The sequence below is a fragment of the Rhodococcus sp. Leaf247 genome, assembly GCF_001426185.1.
Lineage (GTDB): Bacteria > Actinomycetota > Actinomycetes > Mycobacteriales > Mycobacteriaceae > Rhodococcoides.
This window is the reverse complement of sequence record NZ_LMRP01000002.1, coordinates 657,254-684,126: the sequence shown is the minus strand read 5'-3', so window position 1 is coordinate 684,126 and position 26,873 is coordinate 657,254. Positions and strand designations below refer to the sequence as shown.

Genomic DNA, 26,873 nt, shown 5'->3' with positions numbered 1-26,873 from the left:
CAGACGGTCCGGAAGCGCAGAGGGGGGATCAGGCGTTCTTCGTCAGCCATTCGTGCGTGACGTCGCCCTCGCCGCGCCACAGATCGACGAGGTTGACCAACATCAGCTGTTCGAGCTTGCCGCCGATGAACGGGATGTAGACCTTCGCCTCGGACGTGGTGCGCAGCGTGGAGCCGGTCTCGGTCGCGAAGAGCGACGTCGTGCCGGTGAGGCTGCCGGGACCGGCGGGGATGGACGCGTCGTACTTGCCGGCCGTCGTCTCCGAGTACGCGTCGTGGTGGATGTTGCGGGTGATGACCATGTCCTTCTTCATCACGGCCTGCGCCACGTCGGGAAGCGTGTTGCGAGGGATGATGTGGCGCATGACGACGTCGACGCCGTCGGCGGTGACCTCGAACTTCGTCAGCTCGTTCTCGGACAGTTTGCGCAGTTCGACGATGATCGCGTCCCAGTAGTCCCGGGTCGTCAACGCTGCGTACACCTGTTCCGTCGTGAACGGGAGTCGAGCCGAGTAGTTCATGCGACGTGCCATGGTCGATGAGGTTACCGGTGAGTCAGAGGTGCTCCGGCGCCCAGGTGTCGGTGAAATCCTGTTCGGCGTCGATGAGGGCGAGGACCTGCTCGATGACGGCCTGCTCGATCTTCCCGCCGAAGATGGGCACCTTGACCTCGGCCTGACCCGTCGCGGTGAGCGCGGATCCGGCACCCTTCGACCGCAGCGCGAGAGTTCCGGTGATCGAGGCGGGAGCGCCCTCGACCTTGGCCTCGAACGTGCCCGAGGCACCCTGGGCGTCCAGTGAACCCCACGACTCGGTGCGGTGGATGACCAGGTCACCGGGGCGGATGGACGTGATCGCGCCCGGCAGCAGCTCCTCGGCGATGGCCTGCGTCATCGATACGGACACGGTGCGGGTGTCGGCCGTGTCGCCGGAGACGGTGACATCGTTCAGCACGGCCTTGGGGCCGCCCACGGCCTCGAGGCGATCCGCCCAGTACTTCTCCGACGTGAGCGCGGCGTGCACCGTCGCGGCGGAGAGGGAGGACGGGACCGTGTGATCGAACCTGCGTGGCATGGACTGAGATTAACTCTGCGCGGCGCGCTCGGATCGCAGCGGGTGACCCTTCGAGGTCAGGCACTTGCCCGTCTCGAGGTTCCAGTCCCAGCCGTGCAGGTTGCACGTCAGCGTGTTCCCCTCGATGACACCGAACTTCGACAGATCCGCCTTCAGGTGCGGGCACCGGCGCTGGATCTCCCAGCCGTCCTTGACGATGGTCGCCGTGTCGTCGTGCGCCTCGGCGAACCAACCGTCCGCGTAAGCGATGCGCTCGTCGGTGAGGCACTTGAAGAACGTGTACAGGAACTCGTTATAGCCACCGACCCGCTTCGCGCGGAATCGCGTCGACAAGAAGATCGAGTTGACCCAGTCGGACTCGCCGTCCCGCAGCACCGTGCGGACCAGCTCGGCCGGGATCTCGAATGTGTAGCGGAACTTCTCGTCCTGGATCGGTTCGCGCACGATGCGTTTCGGGAAATCGAGCACCACTCTGTCGGCGCCCTGCAGATTGAGCTCCACCGGGTAGCCGATGCCGTCGGAGATCTGGTCGGTCTGCGCCATGATCGGCTCGAACAGCGCGCGCAGCGGTCCCAGCAGTGGCTCACCGGCTGCGGTCGCCCACGACGCCTTCTCGGCCGCGATGACGTCGGCCTGACGCTGCGCGTACGCCTCGATGTAGTCGGCCTTGCCGGTGGTGAAGATGGCCTCCACCTCGTCGGTGGGCAGTGGGTGCGCCAGCTCGTTCAGGTCGGAACCGGCAAAGTCCGCCGTGGTTCCCGGCATCATCAGCAGGCCCTTGTCGTGGCCGTGGCGGCGCATCTGGTCGAGGAACACCATCTGGTCGGGGAAGATGTTCGCCGGATCGCCGTAGACGTCGTTCAGCGAGCGCAACTCGTCGTCGAGGAAGCACGGTGGACCGGCGGACGGGATGACCCACGTCGCGCCGACCTGCTCGATGTACTGCCGACACCGGTCCATCTGACGCTGCCGCTTCTGGGTGCCGAAGGCATCCTTGGCGCGCTGCGGCATGTCGTAGACCATCGGGTACCAGATGGCGCCGGAGTACTGCAGCATATGGACGTCGATGTGGCCGAAGGCCTCGGTCATCATGTCGAGGTCCACGGGCCGGGCGTCGTTCATGTTGAACGCGGTGGTCTCCCCGTCGCTGACGACGAGGCCGGAGTCCCCGATGGGGCCGTCGGCGGGGGCGCGCAGTGCGACGATCATCACGTCGAGGTCGCCCTTCGGGCCGGACACCGTGTGCTTGACCGAGTCGGTCGTCTCGAAGAACTTGGTGAAGCCGAGCTTCTCGAGCTCCGTGCGCAGATCCGGCACCGGGTAGTCCGGCAGCAGCACCACGGCGTCCTTGTTGACGTGCTTCGCCAGGTGCTTCGGATCGAAGTGGTCCTTGTGCAGATGCGAGACGTACAGGTAGTCGCAGTTGCCCAGGTCGTCCCAGTCCAGCTGGGAGTTGTCCGGGAACGGGAACCACGACGTGAAGTACGCCGGATTGACCCACGGGTCGCACAGAATGGATCCCGCTGTTGTCCGAATGTGGAATCCGGCGTGTCCGACGCTGGTGACCTGCACGTGAATCCTTCCGAAAGACCTAGTCCGTTCACCCTCCATGGTAGGCGCGCTCGCGCGGGTGCCTGCCACCCCGACCGGCCAGGTACCGTTCACCCTCGTGACCAGCAGTCCTCACCTGTCCGCGGACCTCGTTCGCAGCGGCGATCCCGCGCGCACGACCTTCGCCGATCTCACCACCATCCGCGTGGGTGGTCCCGTCGGCACGTTCGTCGACGCGACCACGTCGGAGCAGCTCGTCGACGCCGTGCGCAGCGCGGATGCCGACGGTCGGCCCCTTCTGGTGATCAGCGGCGGGTCCAACCTGCTCGTCGGCGACGACGGCTTCGACGGTGTCGTCGTCCACATCGCCACCTCCGAGTTGCGCGTCGACGGCACCCGCATCCACGCCGATGCGGGAGTCGAGTGGGACCTGCTCGTGCGGACCGCACTCGACCACGGCCTCGCCGGTGTCGAGGCCCTCTCCGGGATCCCGGGCAGCGTGGGCGGCACGCCCGTGCAGAACGTCGGTGCCTACGGGGCGTCCACCTCGGACTGCCTCGAATCGGTCACCGTTCTCGACCGGGAGACCGGCGAGGTGGAGGTGTGGGACAACGCCCGCTGCGGGTTCGGATCGCACCGGTCCTCGGCGTTCAAGTACACCGACCGCTACGTCGTGGTGAACGTCACGTTCGACCTTCAGCGCAGCGACGAGTCGGCCCCCGTGCGCTACGCCGCTCTCGCCGAGCGGCTCGGTGTCCGGATCGGCGACACGGTGTCCGCTCGGGAGGTCCGCGACGCCGTCATCGCCCTGCGCACCGATCGCGGCATGGTGTGGAACGAGGCGGAGCACGACTCGTGGAGTGTCGGATCGTTCTTCCTGAATCCGATCGTCGAGGTCGTTCCGCCCGAAGCGCTCGGATCACCGCAGTTCACGGACCCCAAGGGCATCAAACTCAGCGCCGCCTGGCTCATCGAACATGCCGGCTTCTCCCGCGGCTACGGCGCGGACTTCGGCACCGGGCGCGTCACGCTGTCCACCCGCCACGTCCTGGCCGTCACCAATCGGGGCGGCGCCACGGCGGCGGATGTTCTCGCGCTCGCGTCGCACGTCAAGGCCGGTGTGTTGCAGAAGTACGGGATCACCCTGACCCCCGAGTGTCGACTGGTGAACTGCTCGCTCGACTGACGAGTCTGTTTCCACAGGTACCGTTGTGCGCGTGAAGATGCAGGGGAAGACACCGATCGCGGCCGTTCTCGCGGTGCTGGCACTCGTGGTGGCGCTGGTGGCGGGATGCTCGACCGGCTCCGGTTCCGGGGGGTCGGCCGCAGCGCCGACCACCGAGGCCGCGCCCGTCGCCGCGGTGACCTACACACCCGCGGCCGGCTCCACCGACGTGTCGCCCTCGACGCCGATCTCGGTGACCGTCGCCGACGGGACCTTCCAGCAGGTAGCGCTGACCACGGCCGACGGCCGGACGGTCGCCGGAAGCCTGGATCCCGCGAAGACCACCTTCACCGTCACCGAACCGCTGGGGTACGACGCCGTCTACACCTGGACCGGCACCGCCGTGGGGAGCGACGGCAAGACGGTCCCCGTCGAGGGCACCGTCGGAACCGTCGCCCCGGCGTCCATCACCTCGGTCTCCACGAACATCGGTGACGGGCAGGAAGTGGGCGTCGCGGCGCCGATCATCCTGAAGTTCGACGATGCGATCGTCGACAAGAAGGCCGTCGAGAAGGCGTTGACCATCACGACGAACCCGCCCACCGTCGGATCCTGGGCGTGGTTGCCCGACGACGGCGGGTCGCGGGTGCACTGGCGTCCGCAGAACTACTGGGCACCCGGCACGTCCGTGCAGGTGTCGGCGAAGTTGTACGGCGTGAACTACGGCGGCGGCGCGTACGGCGACTCCGACGTGAGTATCGACTTCACCATCGGTCGCAGCCAGGTGGTCATCGCCGACGCGACCAGTCACCGCATGCAGGTGGTCCGCGACGGCGTGACCGTCATGGACATCCCCGTCAGCTACGGCGAGGGCAACGAGGACCGCAACGTCACGCGCAGCGGCATCCACGTGGTGTCGGAGAAGTACGAGGACTTCCTGATGTCGAACCCGCCGTTCTACGAGAACGTGCGTGAACGGTGGGCCACCCGCATCTCCAACAACGGCGAGTTCATCCACGCGAACCCGCTGACCACCGGCGTCCAGGGATCGTCGAACGTCACCAACGGCTGCATCAACCTCTCCACCGAGGACGCCCAGACGTACTTCCAGATGGCCGTCTACGGCGATCCGGTCGAGGTCACGGGCACGCGCATCGACCTGTCGGCGGCCGACGGCGACATCTACGACTGGGCTGTGGACTGGTCCACGTGGCAGTCGATGAGCGCCCTGGCCGCCTGACCGATCGGTCTCAGCGGCGGCTGAAACGCCCGCCCGGAGCCTGGTCGCGCGGGCGCATGACGATGGTGTCGAGGTTGACGTGCGGGGGACGCGACGCCGCGAAGGCGATCACGTCGGCGATGTCCGAGGCCACCAGCGGGTCGATACCCTCGTAGACCTTCGCGGCCTTGTCCGCGTCACCGTCGAAACGCACGAGGGAGAACTCGGTCTCCACGGCGCCCGGTGCGATCTCCGTCAGGCGGACGGGCGTGCCCAGCAGTTCGCCGCGCAGCGTCCGGTGCAGAACGCCCTGCGCGTGCTTCGCCGAGGTGTAGCCGGAGCCGTTGTCGTAGGTCTCGAAGGCCGCGATCGAGGTGATCGTGACGATGAGGCCGTCACCGGACTCGATCAGTTTGGGCAGCAGCGCCTTCGTCATCCGCAGCGTGCCCAGGACATTGGTCTCCCACATCCAGCGCCAGTCCTCGAGGTCGGCCTCGAGAACGGGGGCCAGGCCCTTGGCGCCGCCGGCGTTGTTCACCAGGATGTCCACGCGCGGGACGACCGCGGTGAACGCGGCGACGGAATCCTCGTCGGTGACGTCGAGAGCCAGCGCCGTACCGCCGATCTCCTCGGCCAGCGCCTCGAGCCGGTCCACCCGGCGTGCGCCGACGACGACATGGAATCCGTCGGCGGCCAGTCTGCGGGCGGTCGCTTCCCCGATTCCCGAACTCGCTCCGGTGACGACGGCGGTGCGCTGAGGTGACTGAGTCATGAGCACAAGCCTAGGACGCCGGTGTGTCAGCTCGCGATCGCGCTGTACCCGGACGCATCCCCGGCGACGACGCGGGAGTACTCGCCGTGCACGCTCACCGGGACGTCACCGGCGAGGGTGATGCGTTCGAGGCGGCGGTACTGGTCGTCGTAGTCGGAGACGGCGTAGTGCTGAGTGGACCGGTTGTCCCAGATGGCGATGTCGCCGGGCTCCCACGACCACCGGATGGTGTTCTCGAGGCGCGTCACCCGGTCCTGGAGCAGCTCGAAGATCGCGCGGAACTCCTTCGAGGACAGGCCGGTGAAGGATTTGGCGAAGTGGCCCAACACGATCGAGCGCTTGCCCGTCTCCGGGTGGACGCGAACGACGGGGTGTTCCGTCTCGAAGTACTCGCTGCGGAACTCCTCGCGGTACCGCTGGGCGGACGACGACACGGACTTCTCGGCCGCGACGGCCGCGTAGTCGTAGACGTTGGTGTGCACGGCCCACAGAGAGTCGGCGAGCGCCGCGATCGCCGGCGGCAACTGTTCGTACGCAGCGGTCGTCGACGCCCACGTCGTGGTGCCGCCGTAGGCGGGCAGGGTCACTGCGCGCAGGATCGACGCCTTCGGGATGCGGTCGACGAACGTGACGTCGGTGTGCCAGCTGTCCGCTTTGTCGTACGTGGAATCGATGGCGAGCGTGCGGGTTCCGCGCGAGCGCACCGTGGGGTGCGGTGTCGTGGGGATACCGAGGCGCTCCGCGAACGCGTACTGGACCTTCTCGTCGACGTGGTGCTGTCCTCGGAAGAACACGACCTCGTGCTCGAGAAGTGCGTCGTTGATGTCGGCCACCACGTGCGGCGGCAGATCTCCGCCGAGGCGCACATCGTCGATACGTGCGCCGATGTTCGCGCCCAGTTTCACGGTCTTCATGGGCTCACTGTGGTCCTATCCGTGCAGGGTGTCGACCCTTCGAATCACCTCGAGCGAAACAGGCGATTCTGCAGCGCGGCGGCATCAGTGCTACTTTTCGGTCATGGCACCAGCGAGGAAGACCGCGCCGCGGGTCACCTATGTGACCGCTGCTCTCGGTTCCCGCCTGCCTCTCGCTCGCGAACTCTGTTGTCGACGCGGACTCGTCCGAGACTGATCGCGCGTCGCTCGGTGAACTGATCCTTCGGTTCATCGCACGGGTACGACCGGCCTCGGCATTCTCGCCTCCGGCTCACCCCGTCACTTCAGTTCCGAGGAACCTTCATGTCTGTCTCGACATTCGCTGCCTCCACCCCGGCTCGCTCCCCGCTCGGCCGGCCCCCGCACACCAGAACCGGCCGCGCACGCTTCGCTCGCGTCGTCGCTCCCGAACTTCGTGTCAGTGACACTCCCGCCGCCGTCGTGTTCCGCGCCGTCGTCCAGCGCGGGCCGGTCTCGCGCGACGTCATCGTGGGCGCCACCGGCATCAGTACCGCGACCGTCAATCGTCATGTCAGCGCCCTGATCTCGGCAGGACTGCTCCGCGAACGCGCGGACCTGTCGACGTCCGGCGCCGTGGGACGCCCCCGTGTACCCGTCGAGGTCGACCACGAGGGGCAGTGCACTCTGGGCGTCCACATCGGCGCCACGACGACCCGCATCGTCGCCGTCGATCTCCGCGGGACCGTCCTCGGCGGAGTGGAGATCCCCACCCCGACCGGCGGCCATTCCGGCGCACTGCGATCCATCGCGGAGAGCGCCGCGGCCTTCGCCGCGCGGTGGCACCGACGTCGCATCCTCTTCGTCGGCGTGGCCATCGGTGGCCGTGTGAACGCGCAGAAGGGCACTGTCGATCACCCCCGCCTCGCCTGGTCCGATGCCCCGGTGGGTGCTGTTCTGGGGGAGCGGCTCGGCGCAGTGGTGGCCGTGGCGCCGCACGTCGAGGCGATGGCGGCGTCGGAGCTGTTGCTCGCACCGGAGACGGCGGACAAAGATCACACGGGCACTTCGCTGTACTTCTATGCGCGGGAGATGACGGGGTTGGCGCTGACCATCGACGGTCGGGTGCACACCCCCGCGGGCGGCCCGGGGTCGATCGCTCATCTACCGACCGGCTCGTCGGCCGTGTGCGACTGCGGCCGTACCGGATGCCTCGAGGCGACCGTGAGCGATCGATCGGTGCTCGCGGCGGCGCGCGCGAGTGGTCTGGTCGACGAGTCCGAGCGGTCGATCTCCGCGGTGTACCTCGCCGCGCGTACGGGTTCACCTGTCGCGGAACAACTTCTGAACGATCGCGCCGATGCGCTGGGCCGCGCCCTCGCGCTGGTGCACGACGTGGTCAATCCGGACAGCGTGCAGGTGGGTGGGCAGGCGTTCACCGCGTACCCGGCGGCGATGGAGCGCGTCGAAGCCGCGTTCGCGGCAGCGAGTTCGGTGGCCACGTCGGGGCGGGTGCGCGTGACGACCTTCGGCAAGCGCGTGCAGGATCATGCGGCGGCGGCGGTGTCGCTCGGCTCGCTCTACGCCGATCCCGTGGTGACGATGCGCAAGATCGACGCTCAGCGCTGATCGCACGGGGAATACTGCGGACATGACAGCACCCGATCTCCGGTTCTACTTCGACCCGGTGTGCCCGTTCGCCTGGATGACCAGTAAGTGGGTCCGCATCGTCCAGGCGCAACGGGACTACACCGTCGACTGGAGCTTCATCTCCCTCCGACAACTCAACGCGCACATCGATTACGAGGCGCACTTCCCGCCCGAGTACGAGGCGGGACACACCGCGGGACTCCGGCTGCTCCGGGCGGCCGCGAGCGTGCGGGCCGAGCACGGCCGGGAGGCGATGGGGCCGCTGTACGCCGCGTTCGGCGCCCGGATCTTCGATGCGGAGCCGGTTCCCGATGAGGCCGGTGCTCACGCGCACCGCGGAACGGCCGAGTTCCTCGCACCGATCCTCGCCGAGCTCGGCCTGCCCGAGCATCATGCTCGGGCTCTGGACGACACGTCGTTCGACGAGGAGATCCAAGCGTCGACCGATGAGGCGCTGTCGCTCACGGGCAAGGACGTCGGCACGCCGATCATCCACGTGGAGCCGCCCGAGGGCGTGGCGTTCTTCGGCCCGGTCATCAGCCGGCTCCCGTCGGACGCCGAGGCGGCCGAGCTGTGGGACCACGTCGTGGGACTGGCACGGTTCCCCGGGTTCGCGGAGCTGAAGCGAAGTCTGCGGGAGCTGCCCCAGCTGCGAGCCCTCGGCGTGTCGGACGACGAGGCGGGCGTGCAGCAGGACTGGCACGGCGGTAGTCGGCGCCCGAAGAAGTAGCTACTGCGTCGGTACGGGGTACTTCGCGAGGTACTTCTCCCGCTTGGCGGGCGCGATGTTGGCACGGGTGACGTCGCCGTCGTAGTGCGCGACCACGCGCTTGTCCATCAGCGCCCGCCACAGGAACGGGAAGTACGACACGAGGATCAGGGGCGCGTAACCCGCAGGGAGCTGCGGAGATTCGGGCATGCTGCGCAGGATCTGGTAGCGACGGGTCGGGTTCGCGTGATGGTCGCTGTGGCGCTGGAGGTGGTAGAGGAAGATGTCGGACACCGCGTAGTCGCTGTTCCAACTGTGCTCGGGTGTGCAGCGCTCGTAGCGGCCGTTGTCCTTGGTGCGTCGAAGCAAACCGTAGTGCTCGAGGTAGTTCACGGCTTCGAGCAGCGAGATGCCGTACACCGCCTGCAGAAGAAGGAACGGCAACAGTTCGAGACCGAACACGGCGACCAGTGCGCCCCAGAGCACCAGGCTCATCGCCCAGGCGGTCAGGTTCTCGTTCGACGGTGACCAGGTCCGCTTGTTCGTGCGCTGCAGGCGTTCTCGCTCGAGCACCCAGCCCGATCGGAACCCGCCGAGAACGCTGCGGGGGTAGAACTGCCACAGGGTCTCGCCGAGACGCGAGCTCGCCGGATCCTCGGGCGTCGCGACGCGGACGTGGTGGCCCTTGTTGTGCTCGACGTAGAAATGCCCGTAGAAGCTCTGGGCGAGCACGATGCGCGACAACCACCGTTCCCACTCGATCTTCTTGTGTCCCAACTCGTGTGCCGTGTTGATCCCGATGCCGCCCACCAGTCCGATGGTCAGCGCCAGCCCGATCTTCGAGACCAGCGACAGACCGTTCTCGAGTCCCAGCCAGGACAGGTCGTCGGCAGTCAGCAGATATGACGACAACACGATGCCGACGAACTGCATCGGGATGTACGCGTAGACGCAGCCTCGGTACCAGAAGTCCGCCTCGAGGGATTCGACGAGTTCCTCGGGCGGATTCTCGTCGAACGGGACGATGATGCGGTCCGCGATCGGGACCACGACGTAGAGGAACAGTGCGCCGGACCACCAGGCCACCTGGGAGGCGGTCGGTGCCCACCACTGCAAGGCGTAGACGAGGCCCACCGAGATGACGGGAAGCATCGGAGCGATGAGCGCCCACGGCCAGTAGTACCTGTTGAGGTCACGCCACTCACCCGTCTTCGGCGAGATGGAGCGCTGGTGTGTTTCGGTCACGTCGAAACTTTACCGACGCGTCGGCCCTGCTCAGGCTGGTGACGATGCCCTTCTGACATCCCACAATCAGCGCTCGATAAGTTGGTGTCATGGCAATACGCGAGGCCTTCGGCCGCGACGGAACGTCCCTCGTCTACCGCATCACGGGGAACGTCGGGGCACGGCCGTTGGTCCTGCTGCACGGGTGGGCGCAGACGGGAGCGTGCTGGGGCGACGGTCTGCTGGCGGAGCTCGCGGAGCGCTACCGGGTGATCGCCGTCGATCTGCGGGGACACGGAGCATCCGGCGCTCCCGCCGACGGATACGACCGCTCCGAGTTGTGGGCCGGCGACGTCCATGCCGTGCTCGAGCAGGAGGGCATCCGCTCGGGCGCCGTCGTCGCCGGGTGGTCGTACGGCGGACTGGTGCTGTGCGACTACCTCTCCGTCTACGGAACCGCGGCCGTCGACGGCGTCGTGTTCGTCTCCGCAATCACCGCGATCGGACCGGACCGTCCGGGCGGAGCGGTCGGATCGTCGATGCGGGCGGCGATCCCCGGGGCGATGAGCGAGGACCCGCGCGTCGCTATCCGCGCGCTCGGCAGTTTCGGCAAGGCTCTGACCGGCCCTGGCGACGGGCTCGGCGAGCAGGCGCAGGCCTTGTTCGGCGCCAGCCTGTCGACGCGTCCGCGGGTGCGATCGGCGGTGTTCCGCCGCGATCTCGAACACGACGCCACCCTGGCGGCACTCGATGTTCCCGCGTTGGTGCTGCACGGCACCGCGGACACCGTCGTCGAGTTCTCGGCCGGGGAGCACACCGCGTCGGTGATCCCGGACGCGCGGACGTCGTGGTGGGACGGCGTCGACCACGGTCCCTTCGTCGCGGACCCTGCCCGCTTCCTGTCCGAGCTGACGGGTTTCGTCGACTCTCTGGGTTAGTCCACACTCGTGATGCATGTCAGAACGGTGGGGGGTCGTCGGTGTCGGCGAATTCGCGGGCCCGTCGGTTGCGGTTGCGTTCGGTTCTCCGGCGGGCATGTTTGTCCGCCAGGCGTGTGCGGCGTCTGCTGGGGGGTGTGCGGGGCGGACTCGGTGGTGGATCGGGCGTGTCGAAGGTGACGTCGGCGAGTCCGGGGTGGATGTCGTATCCGTTGTGCGCCGGCCCCGGGACGACGAGGCCTTCGGGTGTGGTGACGGTGGAGACGATGCGTCCGGTGTCGTCGTCGGTGTACTGGTCGTCGACGAAGTCACCGAACGTCTTCAGGTTGTGGTGGAACCTGCATGTGCCGCCGAGGTTGACGTCGGTGGTCTGGCCGCCGCCGTCGGGATCGTCGTGGTCGTACTCCGCGATGTGGTCGAGATCGCCGGTCCACACTCCACGGTTGCAGCCGGGCCAGGTGCAGTACTGGTCGCGGATGCGCACGAATGTGTCGAGGGCGCTGGAGGGGCGGTACGGGTCGGCCGGTTGTGATGCGGGGTTGGTGGTCGAGACGGGGCGGATGACGGCGTCGGCGCGGTCGGCGAGGTCGGCGACGTGGTCGGGGGAGATGACGCCGTGGCCGACGAGGAACCCCGGATTGCCGTCNCGAGACGGGGCGGATGACGGCGTCGGCGCGGTCGGCGAGGTCGGCGACGTGGTCGGGGGAGATGACGCCGTGGCCGACGAGGAACCCCGGATTGCCGTCGGCAGTGTCGCCGGTCATGGTGGTGGAGTCGGCGATGGTGGTGGTGTCGGTGACGACGTGCACGATGACGGAGGTGAGCAGGCCGTCCTCACCGGTCCATCCGGGCGCGGAGCAGTCCGGGTCGTCGCACTGGCACTCGTACGAGGTGCGGGTGGCGAGGGCGAAGAGGGCGTCGCTGGAACGGGCGCCCTTGCTGCGAGGATCCTTGCGGCACACGCGCCCGGCCAACTCCTCCACAGCGGCGGCGACGACGACGGCGTTCTCGGCTGTCATGGTTGCGCCCAGGTAGGCCATGCCGTCGGGTCCCGCGTCGATCCAGAAGCTGCGGTTCTTCTCGGCGAGCACACGTCGTTCCCTGACGGCGTCGGGGTCGTGGCGGTAGACGATGCGGTCGATCATGTCGCGCATGCGTGTGTCCGACCAGGAGCCGCGGCGTTGGAGGGCCGCGGCGATCTCGGTGTCGACTTCCCGCGCGTACGTGGTGCCGTCGACGAGGTCGGTTCGCGTGATGACGGTGTGGATGTGTTTGGGGGCGATGAGGCCGTCGCGAAGGCACTCGGCCACACGGGGAAGCCGGTCTCGGAGTGCGACGGCGCGGGTCAGGATGCCTTCTCCGGCGCCCTGGCTGACGGACAGGACCGCCGAGATGCGGGCGGCGCAGTGCGTCGTCGCGTCCATTCGGCGGTGATCGGACATCTCGTGAGGAGCGACGAGTCGAGTGGTCCGGATCAGCCGGGTAGGNAGCCGGTCTCGGAGTGCGACGGCGCGGGTCAGGATGCCTTCTCCGGCGCCCTGGCTGACGGACAGGACCGCCGAGATGCGGGCGGCGCAGTGCGTCGTCGCGTCCATCCGGCGGTGATCGGACATCTCGTGAGGAACGACGAGTCGAGTGTGCAGTTCCGCTGCGGCCCGGTACCGGGTCCATTCGAGGTAGGACAGTCCGGCCGAGGCGTAGGACATCGTGGACAGGAGGGTGTTCACGGGTGCGCCGAGGAGGGTTCCGGGTAGGCCCATGGCCTCCGGATCCCGCGTCGCCCACCCCTGTTCGAACATGTGTGCGAAGGTAGCAGCGCCCTCCGACATGTTCCCATGACTCCCGCGGGGCAGTGGCGTACGTGTTCCCGGCGCTGTGAATGTCCGCGGGTTCCCGCGCGTGTGTCGGCACGCTCGTAGGGGGATGGCCGGGTAGGCGGGAGCCTGCGCCGCAATCGGACAGGGCACACTGGGAGCGTGGTCCGCCGTCACAGCCCGCATCGGGTAGCCGTGTTGTCGCTGCACACGTCTCCGCTGGCACAGCCAGGGACGGGGGACGCGGGCGGCATGAACGTCTATGTCCTGCAGACCGCCGTGCAGATGGCCGCACGCGGGGTCGAGGTCGAGATCTTCACCCGGGCGACGTCGTCACGCGACGAACCGGTGATCGAGGCGGCGCCCGGGGTCCTGGTGCGGAACATCGCGGCCGGCCCGTTCGAGGGCCTGGACAAGCAGGATCTTCCTACGCAGCTGTGTGCGTTCGCGGCCGGTGTCCTCCGTGAGGAAGCGCGGCACGATCCCGGCTACTACGACATGATCCATTCGCACTACTGGCTGTCCGGCCAGGTCGGCTGGCTCGCTCGCGACCGGTGGAAGGTGCCGCTGGTCCACACCGCGCACACGCTGGCCGCGGTGAAGAACCTGTCCGTCGCCGCCGGAGACAAGCCGGAGCCCGCTGCCCGACGCATCGGTGAGAAGCAGGTGGTGGAGGAAGCGGACCGCCTCACTGCGAACACGGACGACGAAGCGCGCGCGTTGGTGGACCTGTACGACGCGGCCGAGGACAAGATCGACATCGTCGCCCCGGGTGCGGATCTCGCGATGTTCCGTCCCGGCGACAAGGCCGCCGCCCGTCGCGAACTGGGACTGGACACGGACGAGTCGGTGGTGACGTTCGTCGGGCGTATCCAACCGTTGAAGGCGCCCGACGTCCTGATCGCCGCTGTCGCCGAGATGGTTCGCCGCGATCCGCACACGCGGGTACGGGTGCTCATCGTCGGCGGCCCGTCGGGAACCGGTCTCGAGCGTCCCGATTCGTTGATCGACCTGACGCGTTCCCTGGGCATCGAGAACCGTGTCACCTTCCTTCCGCCGCAGCCGCCGGAGCGGTTGGCGCAGGTGTACCGCGCCTCCGATCTGGTTGCGGTGCCCAGTTATTCGGAGTCGTTCGGTCTGGTCGCGATCGAGGCTCAGGCGTGCGGAACCCCGGTGGTCGCCGCCGATGTCGGGGGACTCGGCGTGGCGGTGCGGTCGGGGGTGACCGGCCTGCTCGTCCAGGGCCACGACCCTGCCGACTGGGCCACCGCGGTCCAGTCGTTGCTCGGTGACGACAGTCTGCGAGCGCTGATGGCGTCGAATGCTTCCCAGCATGCGGAGAATTTCTCGTGGGAGCACACCGCGGAGGCACTGTTGGACACCTACGCCCGTGCGGCGTGGAGGTTCGGACGTGGACCGACCGGGCAACGTCCTACGGGCGAGTTCTCGCCGCGCAGGCCGAGGGGTCTGTGGCGACTACGACGAACAGGATCGGTGGGAGCGCTGTGAGCAGCACTGCGGAGTTGATCGACTCGGTTCTCAGGGATCGAGAGCTGGACTACACGCGACCGTCGGACGCGCAGTTCGTCGTCGACCTTCCGGGCGAGAAGAAACTGAAGACGTCGACACTGCTGACCGTCGGCAATCACGGACTGAAGATCGAGGCCTTCGTCTGCCGCAAGCCGGACGAGAACTTCGAGGGTGTCTACCGATACCTGCTGCGCCGCAACCGTCGTCTGTACGGCGTCCACTACACGATCGACAAGATCGGTGACATCTACCTCGTCGGCAAGATGTCGACGCACGCGGTGACGGGCGACGAGATCGACCGAGTGCTCGGCCAGGTGCTCGAGGCTGCGGACGGCGATTTCAATGTCCTGCTCGAACTGGGATTCGCCGAGTCGATCAAGCGCGAGTGGGCGTGGCGGGTGTCGCGCGGGGAATCGCTGAAAAACCTGGAAGCGTTCGAGCACCTGGTCAACGGCCGCCCGGACAACGGTCCTGCATCATGGGTACAGGTCGACGAGTCGGCCGAGTAGCGCCTCTGAATCGGACACCCGGCAGGTACTGTCATGCTTGTGACGACTGTCACCCACGGCGTCGTGCTGGTTGGTGTGACAACTCGACACAGTAACGTCGTGCCAGCAGTCCCCTGTCTCGCGCTGTCCAGAGGAGTTCCATGAGTTTCCGCAGCCCGTATCCCGATGTCGAGATCCCGGAGAAGTCCGTCTACGACTTCCTCTTCGGCGACCTGTCCGAGGACGATCTCGCACGTCCCGCTCTGGTGGACGGTCCCAGCGGTGCGGTCACCGACTACCGCACTCTCGTCGCCCAGATCGGCGGCGTCGCCGGTGCACTCGCATCGCGTGGCGTGAAGGTCGGCGACGTCGTCGCCCTGCACTCGCCCAACGTCCCGGCCTTCGCGTCGGTGTTCCACGGCATCCTGCGCGCGGGCGCCATCGCGACGACCATCAATGCGCTCTACAACGCCGACGACATCGCCAAGCAGCTCACCGACTCGTCGGCCACGATGATCTTCACGGTGTCGGCGCTGCTCCCGCAGGCCAAGGCCGCCGCGGAGAAGGTGGGTCTCGCCGACGACAAGGTGATCGTTCTCGACGGGGCCGACGGTCATCAGTCGCTGAAGGATCTGCTCACCGAGGGCGCGTCGGCCCCCGAGGTCAGCTTCGACCCCTCCACGCATCTCGCCGTGCTGCCGTACTCGTCGGGAACGACGGGTCGCCCGAAGGGCGTCATGCTGACGCACCGCAACCTCGTCGCCAACGTGTCGCAGATCCAGCCGCGCATGGGTGCGAACGAGGACGACGTGCTCCTCGCCGTCCTGCCGTTCTTCCATATCTACGGCATGACCGTGCTGCTCAACCTCGGCCTGAAGGTGCGGGCGTCGTTGGTGACGATGCCGCGCTTCGACCTCGAGCAGTTCCTGCGCCTGATCACCGAGAAGAAGATCACCTACCTCTACATCGCACCTCCCGTGGCCGTCGCGCTGGCGAAGCACCCGATGGTGGACCAGTACGACATCTCCAGCGTGCGGATGGTCTTCTCCGGTGCGGCCGCGCTCGACGAGAACCTGGGCAACGCCGTCGCGAAGCGGCTGCACACCAAGGTGCGTCAGGGCTACGGCATGAGCGAGCTCAGCCCGGTCTCGCACGCCATCCCGTTCGACGGTGACGACATGCCGCTGAGCAGCTGCGGCACCGCCGTCGCCAACTCGGAGAACAAGCTCGTCGATCCGGCCACCGGCGAGGAAGTTGCCTACCCGGAAGCCGGCTCCGACGCGGTCAGCGAGCCCGGTGAGCTGTGGATCAAGGGCCCGAACGTCATGGTGGGCTACCTGAACAACGACGCCGCGACGGCCGAGACCCTCGACGCGGACGGCTACCTGCACACCGGTGACATCGCTGTCGTCGACGGCCACGGCTGCGTCAGCATCGTCGATCGGCTCAAGGAGCTGATCAAGTACAAGGGCTACCAGGTGCCGCCTGCCGAACTCGAGTCGCTGCTCCTCACCCACCCGCAGATCGCCGACGCGGCCGTCATCGGCGTGCTCGACGACGAGGGCGAAGAGGTGCCGAAGGCGTTCGTCGTGCTGCAGCAGGGCGCCGAGCTCACCGCCGACGAGGTCATGGCGTTCGTGTCCGAGAAGGTCTCGCCGCACAAGAAGGTGCGCAAGGTGCAGTTCATCGACACGGTCCCGAAGTCCGCGTCGGGCAAGATCCTGCGCAAGGACCTGCGGTCCGCGGAGCCTGCCGCGAGCTGACACTCCCTGCCTCACCCGAACACCCTCTCCAGCATGCTGGAGAGGGTGTTCGCGTCATCGTGGGGGTGTGGGGTCGCTCGGGGTGGTACTCATGAGCGATGGACACGATCACCGTCGACACACCCCAGGGCCAGGTACGCGGACGTACCGAGAACGGCGTCGCCACGTTCCTCGGAGTTCCCTACGCAGAGGCGCCGTTCGGCGCCAACCGATTCCAGGTACCCACCGCCCCGCCGCGCTGGTCCGGCACCCGCGATGCGCTGGAGTTCGGCGCCACCGTTCCGAAGGTGGGCTACCGACCGCCCACGAGTGAAATCCTCAGCGAGCCCGTCGTGGCCGGCGAGGACTGCCTCAACGTGAACGTCTACAGCCCCGACGTCACGGGCTCCGCGCCCGTGTTCGTCTGGATCCACGGCGGCGCCTTCGTCAACGGCAGCAACGCCGTCCCCGCCTACGACGGAACGGCATTCGCGCGGGACGGTGTCGTCGCCGTCGTGATCAATTACCGACTCGGTGTCGACGGCTTCGCCCGTATCGACGGAGCGCCCGCCAACCGCGGTCTGCTCGACCAGGTCGCCGCACTGCAGTGGGTGCGCGACCACATCGCGTCCTACGGCGGCGATCCGCACCGGGTGACGATCACCGGAGAGTCGGCCGGCGCGATGAGCATCGGCACCCTGCTGTCGATGCCTCTGGCCGAGGGGCTGTTCCATCGGGCGATCCTGCAGAGCGGCGCCGGACACCACGTCATCGGAGCCGAGACCGCGTCGACCATCTCCGCCGCACTGGCGACGTCGCTGGGGGTCGAGTCGACTGTCGAGGGTCTCGAGTCCGTGCCTGTCGACGCGCTCGTCGATGCGCAGCGCACGCTGTCGGATCGCATCGCTGCCGAGGCCTCGAGCGGTGCGTGGGGTGAGGTAGCGCTGAACATGATGGCGTTCGAGCCGTACATCGACGGGGAAGTCGTTCCCGCGCTTCCGTATTCGCGTATCGAGGCGGGCGCCGGCGCCGACGTGGAACTCATGATCGGCACCACCAGCGAGGAGCATGCCTTCTTCCTCGTTCCCGCCGGGATCGTTCCTCACATCACCGAGGACTACCTGCGCCTCGTGCTGGCCGGGTACCGGCTGGACCCGACCGTTCTGGACTCGTATCGCGCACAGAACCCGGACGCGTCACCCGGCGACCTGATGATCGCCGTGATGACCGACTGGTTCTTCCGCATCCCCGCGGTTCGCGTGGCCGAGGCGCATCCGGCTCACGTCTACGAATTCACCTGGCGCTCAACGTTGTTCGACGGAAAACTCGGCGCCTGTCACGCGCTCGACATCCCGTTCGTGTTCGACGTGCTGCACAAGCCGGAGACCTCGCGCATCACCGGACCGAACCCCCGGCAGAGCCTCGCCGACGAGATGCACCGTGCGTGGGTCGATTTCGTGCGTGACGGAGACCCGGGCTGGGCGCCGTACGGGTCCGAGCGCACGGTGAAGATGTTCGGGACCGAGTCGTCCGTGGTGAACGACCCGCGGCCCGACACCCGCACCGTGTGGGACGGCGTCCGCTAGCCGGTGAAGGGCGGAACGAACTCGCACGGAACAGCAACGGGGTTCGCCGGGTCCAACGCGTTCAGGACGAATGCGGCGGCTCTCGGCGAACCCACGATGCCGGCGTGCTCGGAGAAGTCGAGATCGCAGGTGTCCTGGACGACGATGTTGGTGGCGTTCGGGCCCTCGACGTACCCGTCGGTGTACGGCACCACCACCTCGTCGTACCGCGTCATGATGTTGGTGTAGGTGATGCCCGGCGCGTAGCGGTACGACGCGGCGGGCCAGGCGAACTGCGACGGGCCGGAGCCCTTCCACAGCGGCGCCAGCGAGACGTACTTGTCGATGCTGTCCGCTCCGCCGAGCACCTGCGCGTAGTAGTTGGGCAGAACCGTGCCCTGCGAGTGTCCGACGATGTCGACCTTCTCGGCACCCGTCGCCGACAGCACCTCGTCGACGAACGCGGCGAACTGCGCACCCTTCTCGGGAACCGGCCCGAGGCCGCCTATCTCGGAGATCGGCCACGGCCCCGGCAGGGCTCCGTAGGTGAGCGCGAAGACGCAGTAGCCTTCGTTCTTCAGCAGCGGCGCATACACGCCCCACCCGGTCTGCTGCCCGGTTCCGGTGCCGTGCACCAGGATCACCGGGTTCGGGTGCTCGGCCGTCGGCACGCACGAGAAATCGTTGGTCCCGGGCAGCGATCCTCCGGGGTTCGCGATCTCCGCCGGGAAGCCACCGAAGAAGTTGTAGTCGACGGGGAGGGGATCGGCCGTGGCGGTCGGGGCGCACGCGAGCCATGCGCACGCCGCCAGCGCCACCGTCCAGCGGGTTCTCATCTGCAGAGGCTAGCGGTCACGCCAGCTCGGCCCGGCGGAAGCGCAGTTCTCGCCAGTGCCGGTCTCACCGCCGCGTCCGACGGGTCGTGCCGTCGACGGCCTCGTGAGAAACTGGGCGGCATGAGCATCGGAACCCTGATCCTTCTCCGCCACGGCGAGAGCGAATGGAACGCGTCCAACCAGTTCACGGGATGGCAGGACGTGCGCCTGACCGCGAAGGGCGAGGCCGAAGGCAAGCGCGCCGGCGAACTGCTCGTCGAGGCGGGAGTCCTGCCCGACCTGCTGTTCACCTCGATGCTGCGTCGTGCGATCAGCACCGCGAACATCGCGCTCGATGCTGCCGACCGCCATTGGATCCCCGTCGTCCGCGACTGGCGACTCAACGAGCGGCACTACGGTGCGCTGCAGGGCCTCGACAAGGCAGCCACCAAGGACAAGTACGGCGACGAGCAGTTCATGCTGTGGCGCCGCAGCTACGACACGCCGCCGCCGCCCATCGAGGTCGGCAGCGAGTACAGCCAGGACGCCGACCCGCGGTACGCCGACATCGGTCACGTCCCGCTGACGGAATGCCTGAAGGACGTCGTCGAACGGTTCATCCCGTACTACGAGGAAACCATCGTCCCCGAGCTGAAGCAGGGCAAGAACGTCCTGGTGGCCGCGCACGGCAACTCGCTGCGCGCGCTGGTCAAGTACCTCGACGGCATCTCCGACTCCGAGATCGCCGCGCTGAACATCCCCACCGGCATCCCGCTGCGCTACGACTTGGAAGAGTCCGACGGCAAGCTGGTGCCGACCAATCACGGCGGCACCTACCTCGATCCCGAGGCAGCAGCTGCGGGCGCGAAGGCTGTGGCGAACCAGGGCGAGAAGTAACGCATCGGTGAACACGGTGCGAACGTGTGCCGGACGTGCGGTAACGGTCGGAAAACCGGGCCGACCGTGCGTTCGTGCACGTTCGTGTGACCGTACGATCGGCCCGTGACCACACCGACCGTCGTCCTGATCGCCGCCGTCGCGGCGATCGGCGGATACCTGGTCGCCGGAGTTCTGATCCCCTACTTGAACTCGCGGCACGATCGCCGACAGAGTCGCGACAGCGGGCTCACCATGTCCCAGGTGCTCGACCTCATCGTGCTCGCCGCCCACAGCGGCATCGCCGTCGTCGACCAGTTCCACGACGTCGTGTTGTTCAACCCGCGCGCTCAGGAACTGGGACTCGTGCGCGGACGGTCGCTCGACGACCGCGCATGGAAGGCCGCGACCAGGGTTCTCGAGACCGGTGAGAACGTCGAGGTGGACCTCACGGTCCTCGACGCCCGAGGTCGCGCCGGCATCGCCGTGAAAGGCACCGCGCAGCTGCTCAGCCGGGAGGACCGCCGTTTCGTCGTCCTCTTCGCCGACGACGACTCCGAGCAGGTCCGCATGGAGGCCACCCGACGAGACTTCGTCGCCAACGTCAGCCACGAGCTCAAGACCCCGGTCGGCGCGATCAGCCTGCTGGCCGAGGCGCTGCTGCAGTCGCGCGACGACCCGGCCTCCGTCCAACGCTTCGGCGAACGGATGCTCGACGAGTCCACCCGCCTCGGCAACATGGTCAGCGAGCTCATCGCGCTGTCCCGATTGCAGGGCGCCGAGAAGCTCCCCGATCTCGACGTGGTCGACGTCGACAGCGTCGTCAAGCAGGCGTTGGCGCGGTCGGAGATGAAGGCCGAGGTCGCCGGCATCACCGTCACGGTCGACCGTCCCAGCGGCCTCGAAGTCCTCGGCGATCAAACGCTGCTCGTGACGGCGCTGTCCAACCTCGTCGAGAACGCCATCGCTTACTCGCCGAAGGGGTCACCCGTGTCGGTCACCCGGTCGCTGCGTCACGACGAGAACAGCTTGACCAGCATGGTGGCGCTGTCGGTGACCGACCGCGGAATCGGCATCGCCAAGGAAGACCAGGAGCGCGTGTTCGAGCGCTTCTTCCGCGTCGACAAGGCCCGCTCGCGCGCCACCGGCGGAACCGGACTGGGCCTCGCCATCGCCAAACACGTCGCCGCGAATCACAACGGCCGCATCGAGCTGTGGAGCAAGCCCGGAACGGGCTCCACCTTCACGCTCCTCGTACCTGCTCACATCGAAGACGACGGCGAGCCGTCATGACCGAGAAGGACACCCCATGACGAGCGTGCTCATCGTCGAAGACGAAGAATCGTTGGCCGACCCGCTGGCGTTCCTGCTGCGCAAGGAAGGGTTCGACGCCACCGTCGTCGGCGACGGCCCCTCGGCCCTGGCCGAGTTCGACCGTGTCGGCGCGGACATCGTGCTGCTCGACCTGATGCTGCCCGGCATGAGCGGAACGGACGTCTGCAAGCACTTGCGCAGCCGGTCCGGCGTGCCCGTCATCATGGTCACGGCCCGTGACAGCGAGATCGACAAGGTCGTCGGCCTCGAGCTCGGTGCCGACGACTACGTCACCAAGCCCTACTCGTCGCGCGAACTCATCGCCCGCATCCGCGCGGTTCTGCGCCGCGGATCCGACACCGAGGAGATCGACGACAACAGCATCCTCGAAGCCGGGCCCGTGCGCATGGACGTCGAACGCCACGTCGTCATGGTCGGCGGACAGCAGATCACGTTGCCGCTCAAGGAGTTCGACCTGCTCGAGTACCTGCTGCGCAACTCCGGCCGAGTCCTCACCCGCGGACAGTTGATCGACCGGGTCTGGGGCGCCGACTACGTGGGCGACACCAAGACTCTCGACGTGCACGTCAAGCGTCTGCGCTCGAAAATCGAGGCCGACCCGGCCAAGCCGGTGCACCTCGTGACCGTGCGTGGGCTGGGGTACAAGCTCGAGGAGTGAGCCCTCTGGAGAGTACGTCCAAAACGTCGCTGGCGGAGCCGGGATCACGGCACTTTCGGCGTACTCGCGGGGGTATCAGGCGGCGAGTAACCGGCGGACACGACCGACCAGTACATCGGGTTCGCGCCGTACGTCGTCCGACGTGATCTGAAGAACTCGCCAACCTTCGTCTGCGAGCAGTGCAAGGCGCGCCTTGTCGCGTCGCACACTCTCGGGTGTTCCGTGGAATTCGTCGCCGTCGTACTCCACTGCGACTCGTCGTGCGGGCCACGCGAAATCGAGGTAGAAAACGCCGCGCTCGTACACCACCGGCCACTGCAGTTCGGGCACCGGAAGTCGACCGTCGTACAACACCAGGCGCGTCTCCGACTCCATCGGTGAACCGGATCTGCAGTTGACGAGCGGTGTGAGGCGGCGGACCTCGACGATGCCCCGCCGGCCTCGTTGCGAGACGACAGCCCGGTCCAGCGAGCGGGGACTACAGCCCACCCGCGCCGCGGCATCGAGAACGGCGAGCGCGCGACCGGGAGAACGTTGCCGTGCGACCTCGACAGCAGTCCAGGCGGGCTCCACGACGAGTCGGGTGCCGATCTCCATGAGCGGCGCACCCCGCCGCTGATGCACCACTACCCCTGGTCTGCTCTCGATGCGCCGATCGTCGGGCTCCACCACATGTAAGTGCTGCGTCCGGTCGAGGTCGAAACCGTGCATTGCCGCCGCCGTGTCCAAGGATGCGGCGACCCGCGTTCCGAGCTCGATGCTCAGAGCGTCGAGTCGCGCAGAGACAGGGAGCGTTCCGACCGCGTACAGCCCGTGCCGTACGCGGGTCAGCTGACGAGTGTGCACCAGCCACCGCACGCGGCTCGGGGACATGCATCGGAGGAGATCGGTCGTGTGCAGGAAGCCGCCGTTGGCTCTCATGGCGTCGACAAGTGTTGGGTCCATGGCGCAGACCGTCACGAGCCGCACCGACAGGCACTGCGTCCCGGAATCGGCCCGCGAGAAACTTGGGGATGACGGGGTGCCTGTGGATAGAGCGTCGCTCACCGCCCCGCGAGTACGCCGAAAGTGCTGCGGCGAGCGCCCGGATCACGACGATATGGACGTACTCGCGGGGGTAAGAGGCTAGGTGCGCTGAGCCTGACGGGTCGCGGGGTGTACGGCGATCAACCCCAAGCCTTGCCGACGCCGACACAGCGCGGCCAGCTCGGTGTAGACGTCCTGCCCGAGCAGTTCCTTCAGCTCCGGCGCGTAGGACTGCCAGACGGGCTCGGCTCCCACGTGCGCGTCGGGGGAGGCGGTGCAGTACCAACTGAGGTCCGCACCGCCCTCACCCCACCCGCGTCGGTCGTACTCGCCGACGACGGTCTGCAGGATCTCGACGCCGTCCGGGCGGGTGACCCAGTCCTGGGTGCGGCGGATGGGCAGCTGCCAGCAGACGTCGGGCTTCACCTCGAGGGGTTCGACGCCGGTGCGCAGCGCCATTCGGTGCAGTGCGCAGCCGATACCGCCCTCGAATCCGGGACGGTTGAGGAAGATGCACGCACCCTTGTACTTGCGGGTGCGCAGGGCCTGCTCGCCCTCGAGGTCGTCGACCTCGACGAAGCCCTTCTTGCCGTGTCCTTTGTCGAAGAACTGCCAGTCGTCCGGCGTCAGCATCTCGACGGAGGCGGTGAGCTTGGCGTGATCGTCGTCGTCGGAGAGGAAGGCGCCGTGCGAGCAGCACCCGTCGTCGGGCCGATCGGGGACCGTTCCCTGGCACGCGGGAGTTCCGAAGACGCACGTCCAACTCGACAGCAACCACGTCAGATCCGCACGGATGACGTGTTCGGAGTTGGTGGGATCGGGAAACTCGATCCACTCTCGCGGGAAGTCGGGCGAGACTTCCGGGGCAGGGTCGAGCTTGCGGGTCGCGGCGGGTTCCAGCACATCTGCGGGCCGCCCGGTGGCCTCGCCGGACTGCCTCCCGGCCTCCGGCCTACCTTGCTTTGCGGCCCGGCCGGCCTCCGGCCTACCCGCCTTGTCAGCACGTGTCACAAGCCACGACGCTAGACCCAGTACGGTGTTCCCTGTGCGGTTAGGGGTGCTCGACGTCGGAAGCAACACGGTTCATCTGCTCGTGGTCGACGCCCATCGCGGCGGACACCCGACACCGATGAGCTCCACCAAGGCTGCCTTGCGCCTGGCGGAGAACACCGACGACGCCGGTGACATCACCCAGTCCGGCTCCGATCGACTGGTGCGTACGGTCGCGGACTTCTCGTCCATCGCCACGTCCTCGGGCTGCGGGGAGTTGATGGCCTTCGCCACCTCCGCCGTCCGTGACGCGCGCAACTCGACCGCCGTGCTGAACCGAGTGCGCGACGAAACCGGTGTCAGCCTGCAGGTTCTCTCCGGTGAGGACGAGTCGCGTCTTACCTTCCTCGCCGTGCGTCGGTGGTACGGATGGAGCGCCGGCCGGATCCTCGACCTCGACATCGGCGGCGGTTCCCTCGAACTCAGCACCGGCATCGACGAGAACCCCGACGTCGCGATGTCCGTTCCGCTCGGCGCGGGTCGCCTGACGCGGGACTGGCTGTCCGAGGACCCGCCCGGTAAGCGACGCGTCGCCGTCCTCCGCGACTGGCTCGACGCCGAACTGGTCGAGCCGGCACGGAAACTTCTCGAGCCCGGGGTTCCGGACCGTGCGGTGGGAACGTCGAAGACGTTCCGCTCGTTGGCACGCTTGACCGGAGCCGCACCGTCGGCTGCCGGTCCGCGGGTGGTCAGAACCCTGACCGCCGACGGACTTCGCCAGGTCATCTCCTTCATCTCGAGGATGACCTCGGCGGACCGTGCAGAATTGGAAGGTGTGAGCGCGGATCGATCGAGGCAGATGGTGGCCGGTGCACTGGTCGCCGAGGCGAGCATGCGCGCACTGTCGATCGATTCGCTGGAGATCTGTCCGTGGGCTCTGCGTGAGGGACTGATCCTGCGCAAGCTGGACACGGAGACGTTCGGCGAAGTGGTGGAGAGTCGAGAGACATGAGCGACGAGAACAACGACGGCGCTGCGGACACCGGACAGGTGTCGGTGGCCGAACTGCTGGCGCGCAACGGCGCGAAGGTGGGCACACAGGCAGGCGGAGGTCGCCGCCGCCGCGGCATGGCGGGCGGCATCTCCGTCGCGGAACTGACGGGTGAGATCCCGATCGTCCGCCCCGTGGAGAACGCCGCTCCCGAGGCTGAAGCACCCGAAGACGCAGCACCCGAGGCTGAAGCACCCCAGGACACGGCTCCCGAGGCCGACGAGCCTGCGGTCGCACCGGACGAGCCGGCAGCCGACGAGCACGACACCGACGAGCACGTACGCGACGAACGACCCGAACCCGCCCGACCCGCGCCCGCGCAGGCAGTCCGGCCGTCACGTCCGACACCGGCTTTCGGGCCGGCTCGGCAGGTACGTCCGGAACCGGCACTGTTCTCCGGCGCCCCGTCGGTGGCTGTGGACAAGTTGCGCGCGGACACCCGCGATCGTGCGGACGACGCGCGCCCCGTAGACCCCCAGCCCGTCGACCCGCGTCCCGTCGAGGCGGACGACGAGGTTACGAGCGAGAACGACGTCGTCGACACCGCGAACGCGGAGACGACCATCGTTCCCGCGATCGACATCGACAGGACCGACCACGAGACCGATCACGAGGACCCGGAGACGAAGGCCGAGACCGAGGATGCCCCGGCGGCACCGGCCAAGGGTCGCAGCCCGGTTCGTCAGTGGCTCTCGTTGCTCGGTCAGGGTGTCGTCGCGATCGTGCTGGGTGCCCTGCTGTTCAAGGGCTTCGAGCGCCTCTGGGAAATGCTCCCATGGGTGGCGCTGGTGTTGGCCTTCTTCGTCATCGTCGGGCTCGTCGCCGTGGTGCGTGTGCTGCGCCGTACCGACGACATCGTGTCCATCCTGCTGGCGGTGGTCGTCGGTGGGTTCGTCACGCTGGGCCCCTTGGCCTTCATGCTCAGCACCACGTGACACCCCGCCACGTTCCCGTCGGCCTGTCGACGGCCTCGGTGTATCCGCAGAACACGGAATCAGCCTTCCGATTCGCCGCGGACCTGGGTTACGACGGCATCGAGTTGATGGTGTGGGCGGAACCGATCAGCCAGGACATCGGCGCCATCAAGCAATTGAGCCGCAGGTACGGCGTTCCGGTCCTCGCGATCCACGCCCCCTGCCTGTTGATCACGCAGCGCGTGTGGGGATCGGATCCGGTGTCCAAGCTGGTGCGGTCGGTCCATGCGGCGGAAGCGCTGGGCGCCGACACGGTCGTGGTGCACCCCCCGTTCCGGTGGCAGCGCATCTACGCCGACGGTTTCGCGGACCAGGTGGCGGAACTCGAAGAGGACAACAAGGGCATGATCGTGGCCGTCGAGAACATGTTCCCGATGCGCGCCGATCGGTTGTTCGGCGCGGGCACCGGCTCGGTCAAGCGTCTGACCAAGCGAGGCGGGAAGCCGGGACTCGGTTTCACGGCGTTCGCGCCGTCGTACGACCCGACCGACGTCGGTCATCGGCATTACACGTTGGACTTCTCCCACACGGCGACCTCGGGTCTCGACGCCGTGACGCTCGCCGCCCGGATGGGCGACGGACTCCGGCACCTGCACCTCGCGGACGGCCGGGGAGCGTCGGTCGACGAGCACCTCGTGCCCGGCGACGGAACTCAACCGGTTGCCGAGGTCTGCCACACGCTGGTGGCGCGCGGATTCCAGGGGCAGGCGGTGCTCGAGATCAACACTCAGAACGCGCGCACGGCCACCGAGCGCTCGGCTGCGTTGGAACGGTCGTTGGCCTTCGCGCGGAAGCATCTCGCGACGGCCTGAACG

At 67.7% G+C, this 26,873-nt stretch carries 25 protein-coding genes; 15 read left to right on the top strand and 10 right to left on the bottom strand.

The window, feature by feature from the left end; all coding sequences use genetic code 11:
* Positions 1-28 precede the first annotated feature (28 nt).
* From ASG64_RS12520 to ASG64_RS12510, 3 genes are read right to left on the bottom strand one after another with little or no spacing between them, the layout of a single operon-like run.
* The gene (locus ASG64_RS12520) at positions 29-532 is read right to left on the bottom strand and encodes a DUF2505 domain-containing protein (RefSeq protein ID WP_042574921.1); all 504 of its coding nucleotides are present in this window, start codon (positions 530-532) and stop codon (positions 29-31) included.
* 22 nt (positions 533-554) lie between these two features.
* Positions 555-1,073 (bottom strand): DUF2505 domain-containing protein, encoded by a 519-nt coding sequence (locus ASG64_RS12515; protein WP_042574920.1) that lies wholly within the window; start codon positions 1,071-1,073, stop codon positions 555-557.
* A 9-nt stretch (positions 1,074-1,082) separates the two neighbouring features.
* Positions 1,083-2,645, bottom strand: coding sequence for an MBL fold metallo-hydrolase (locus ASG64_RS12510; RefSeq protein ID WP_042574919.1), 1,563 nt, complete (start codon positions 2,643-2,645; stop codon positions 1,083-1,085).
* Between the two features lie 115 nt (positions 2,646-2,760).
* Here ASG64_RS12510 and ASG64_RS12505 point away from each other — a divergent pair, with 115 nt between their 5' ends.
* Together ASG64_RS12505 and ASG64_RS12500 are read left to right on the top strand one after the other, a co-directional pair.
* A complete protein-coding gene (locus tag ASG64_RS12505; RefSeq protein ID WP_056074350.1) occupies positions 2,761-3,810 on the top strand; it encodes a UDP-N-acetylmuramate dehydrogenase in 1,050 nt (349 codons plus the stop codon).
* 37 nt (positions 3,811-3,847) lie between these two features.
* Positions 3,848-5,029 carry a L,D-transpeptidase gene (locus ASG64_RS12500; protein WP_042574988.1) on the top strand — a complete coding sequence of 394 codons (1,182 nt, stop codon included), beginning with the start codon at positions 3,848-3,850 and terminating at the stop codon, positions 5,027-5,029.
* 10 nt (positions 5,030-5,039) lie between these two features.
* Here ASG64_RS12500 and ASG64_RS12495 read toward each other — a convergent pair whose 3' ends face one another.
* Together ASG64_RS12495 and ASG64_RS12490 are read right to left on the bottom strand one after the other, a co-directional pair.
* Positions 5,040-5,780 carry an SDR family NAD(P)-dependent oxidoreductase gene (locus ASG64_RS12495; RefSeq protein WP_056074349.1) on the bottom strand — a complete coding sequence of 247 codons (741 nt, stop codon included), beginning with the start codon at positions 5,778-5,780 and terminating at the stop codon, positions 5,040-5,042.
* Positions 5,781-5,806: 26 nt separating this feature from the next.
* Positions 5,807-6,694, bottom strand: coding sequence for a TauD/TfdA dioxygenase family protein (locus ASG64_RS12490; protein WP_056073922.1), 888 nt, complete (start codon positions 6,692-6,694; stop codon positions 5,807-5,809).
* 324 nt (positions 6,695-7,018) lie between these two features.
* On the opposite strand from ASG64_RS12490, the gene ASG64_RS12485 reads away from it, so the two are divergent.
* Together ASG64_RS12485 and ASG64_RS12480 are read left to right on the top strand one after the other, a co-directional pair.
* The gene (locus tag ASG64_RS12485; RefSeq protein WP_056073921.1) at positions 7,019-8,302 is read left to right on the top strand and encodes an ROK family transcriptional regulator; all 1,284 of its coding nucleotides are present in this window, start codon (positions 7,019-7,021) and stop codon (positions 8,300-8,302) included.
* Positions 8,303-8,324: 22 nt separating this feature from the next.
* Complete coding sequence (locus tag ASG64_RS12480; protein ID WP_056073920.1) at positions 8,325-9,053, top strand: mycothiol-dependent nitroreductase Rv2466c family protein; 729 nt, start codon at positions 8,325-8,327, stop codon at positions 9,051-9,053.
* Here ASG64_RS12480 and ASG64_RS12475 read toward each other — a convergent pair whose 3' ends face one another.
* Positions 9,054-10,277 (bottom strand): alkane 1-monooxygenase, encoded by a 1,224-nt coding sequence (locus tag ASG64_RS12475; RefSeq protein WP_056073919.1) that lies wholly within the window; start codon positions 10,275-10,277, stop codon positions 9,054-9,056.
* A gap of 89 nt (positions 10,278-10,366) precedes the next feature.
* Here ASG64_RS12475 and ASG64_RS12470 point away from each other — a divergent pair, with 89 nt between their 5' ends.
* Positions 10,367-11,194, top strand: coding sequence for an alpha/beta fold hydrolase (locus ASG64_RS12470; protein ID WP_056073917.1), 828 nt, complete (start codon positions 10,367-10,369; stop codon positions 11,192-11,194).
* A gap of 647 nt (positions 11,195-11,841) precedes the next feature.
* Here ASG64_RS12470 and ASG64_RS22070 read toward each other — a convergent pair.
* Positions 11,842-12,636 (bottom strand): DUF222 domain-containing protein (locus tag ASG64_RS22070; protein ID WP_442971137.1); only part of this gene is annotated, 795 nt, incomplete at its 3' end.
* Positions 12,637-13,137: 501 nt separating this feature from the next.
* On the opposite strand from ASG64_RS22070, the gene mshA reads away from it, so the two are divergent.
* The 4 genes from mshA (at position 13,138) to ASG64_RS12445 (ending at position 18,354) form a co-directional block, all read left to right on the top strand.
* On the top strand, positions 13,138-14,517 hold the full coding sequence (gene mshA, locus ASG64_RS12460; protein ID WP_442971147.1) for a D-inositol-3-phosphate glycosyltransferase: 1,380 nt from the start codon (positions 13,138-13,140) through the stop codon (positions 14,515-14,517).
* Positions 14,514-15,047, top strand: coding sequence for a YbjN domain-containing protein (locus ASG64_RS12455; RefSeq protein ID WP_042576725.1), 534 nt, complete (start codon positions 14,514-14,516; stop codon positions 15,045-15,047). The genes mshA and ASG64_RS12455 overlap by 4 nt, the downstream gene beginning before the upstream one ends.
* Before the next feature lie 140 nt (positions 15,048-15,187).
* Complete coding sequence (locus ASG64_RS12450; RefSeq protein WP_056073914.1) at positions 15,188-16,789, top strand: AMP-binding protein; 1,602 nt, start codon at positions 15,188-15,190, stop codon at positions 16,787-16,789.
* A 98-nt stretch (positions 16,790-16,887) separates the two neighbouring features.
* Entirely contained in the window at positions 16,888-18,354 is a 1,467-nt protein-coding gene (locus tag ASG64_RS12445) for a carboxylesterase/lipase family protein (protein WP_056073910.1), read from the top strand.
* Here the strand turns inward: ASG64_RS12445 and ASG64_RS12440 are convergent.
* Positions 18,351-19,169, bottom strand: a complete 819-nt coding sequence (locus ASG64_RS12440) for an esterase/lipase family protein (RefSeq protein ID WP_056073908.1) — start codon at positions 19,167-19,169, stop codon at positions 18,351-18,353. The two genes, ASG64_RS12445 and ASG64_RS12440, sit on opposite strands and share 4 nt — an antisense overlap.
* Before the next feature lie 111 nt (positions 19,170-19,280).
* Between ASG64_RS12440 and ASG64_RS12435 the strand changes: the two genes are divergently transcribed.
* The 3 genes from ASG64_RS12435 (at position 19,281) to ASG64_RS12425 (ending at position 22,017) form a co-directional block, all read left to right on the top strand.
* The gene (locus ASG64_RS12435; RefSeq protein ID WP_197074869.1) at positions 19,281-20,045 is read left to right on the top strand and encodes a phosphoglyceromutase; all 765 of its coding nucleotides are present in this window, start codon (positions 19,281-19,283) and stop codon (positions 20,043-20,045) included.
* A gap of 105 nt (positions 20,046-20,150) precedes the next feature.
* Positions 20,151-21,317 carry a sensor histidine kinase gene (locus tag ASG64_RS12430; protein WP_056073906.1) on the top strand — a complete coding sequence of 389 codons (1,167 nt, stop codon included), beginning with the start codon at positions 20,151-20,153 and terminating at the stop codon, positions 21,315-21,317.
* 16 nt (positions 21,318-21,333) lie between these two features.
* Positions 21,334-22,017 (top strand): response regulator transcription factor, encoded by a 684-nt coding sequence (locus ASG64_RS12425; protein WP_042576719.1) that lies wholly within the window; start codon positions 21,334-21,336, stop codon positions 22,015-22,017.
* A gap of 75 nt (positions 22,018-22,092) precedes the next feature.
* On the opposite strand, the gene ASG64_RS12420 is transcribed toward ASG64_RS12425, so the two are convergent.
* The gene (locus tag ASG64_RS12420) at positions 22,093-22,962 is read right to left on the bottom strand and encodes an endonuclease domain-containing protein (protein ID WP_082518414.1); all 870 of its coding nucleotides are present in this window, start codon (positions 22,960-22,962) and stop codon (positions 22,093-22,095) included.
* A gap of 180 nt (positions 22,963-23,142) precedes the next feature.
* A complete protein-coding gene (locus ASG64_RS12415) occupies positions 23,143-23,943 on the bottom strand; it encodes a hypothetical protein (protein WP_056074348.1) in 801 nt (266 codons plus the stop codon).
* Positions 23,944-24,088: 145 nt separating this feature from the next.
* Here ASG64_RS12415 and ASG64_RS12410 point away from each other — a divergent pair, with 145 nt between their 5' ends.
* Genes ASG64_RS12410 through ASG64_RS12400 form a run of 3 tightly spaced genes read left to right on the top strand, consistent with a single transcriptional unit; the run spans position 24,089 to position 26,870 of the window.
* The gene (locus tag ASG64_RS12410; RefSeq protein WP_056073899.1) at positions 24,089-25,045 is read left to right on the top strand and encodes a Ppx/GppA phosphatase family protein; all 957 of its coding nucleotides are present in this window, start codon (positions 24,089-24,091) and stop codon (positions 25,043-25,045) included.
* Positions 25,042-26,019, top strand: coding sequence for a hypothetical protein (locus ASG64_RS12405; RefSeq protein WP_056073897.1), 978 nt, complete (start codon positions 25,042-25,044; stop codon positions 26,017-26,019). The genes ASG64_RS12410 and ASG64_RS12405 overlap by 4 nt, the downstream gene beginning before the upstream one ends.
* Positions 26,016-26,870 carry a sugar phosphate isomerase/epimerase family protein gene (locus ASG64_RS12400; protein WP_200933465.1) on the top strand — a complete coding sequence of 285 codons (855 nt, stop codon included), beginning with the start codon at positions 26,016-26,018 and terminating at the stop codon, positions 26,868-26,870. The genes ASG64_RS12405 and ASG64_RS12400 overlap by 4 nt, the downstream gene beginning before the upstream one ends.
* Positions 26,871-26,873: the final 3 nt, after the last annotated feature.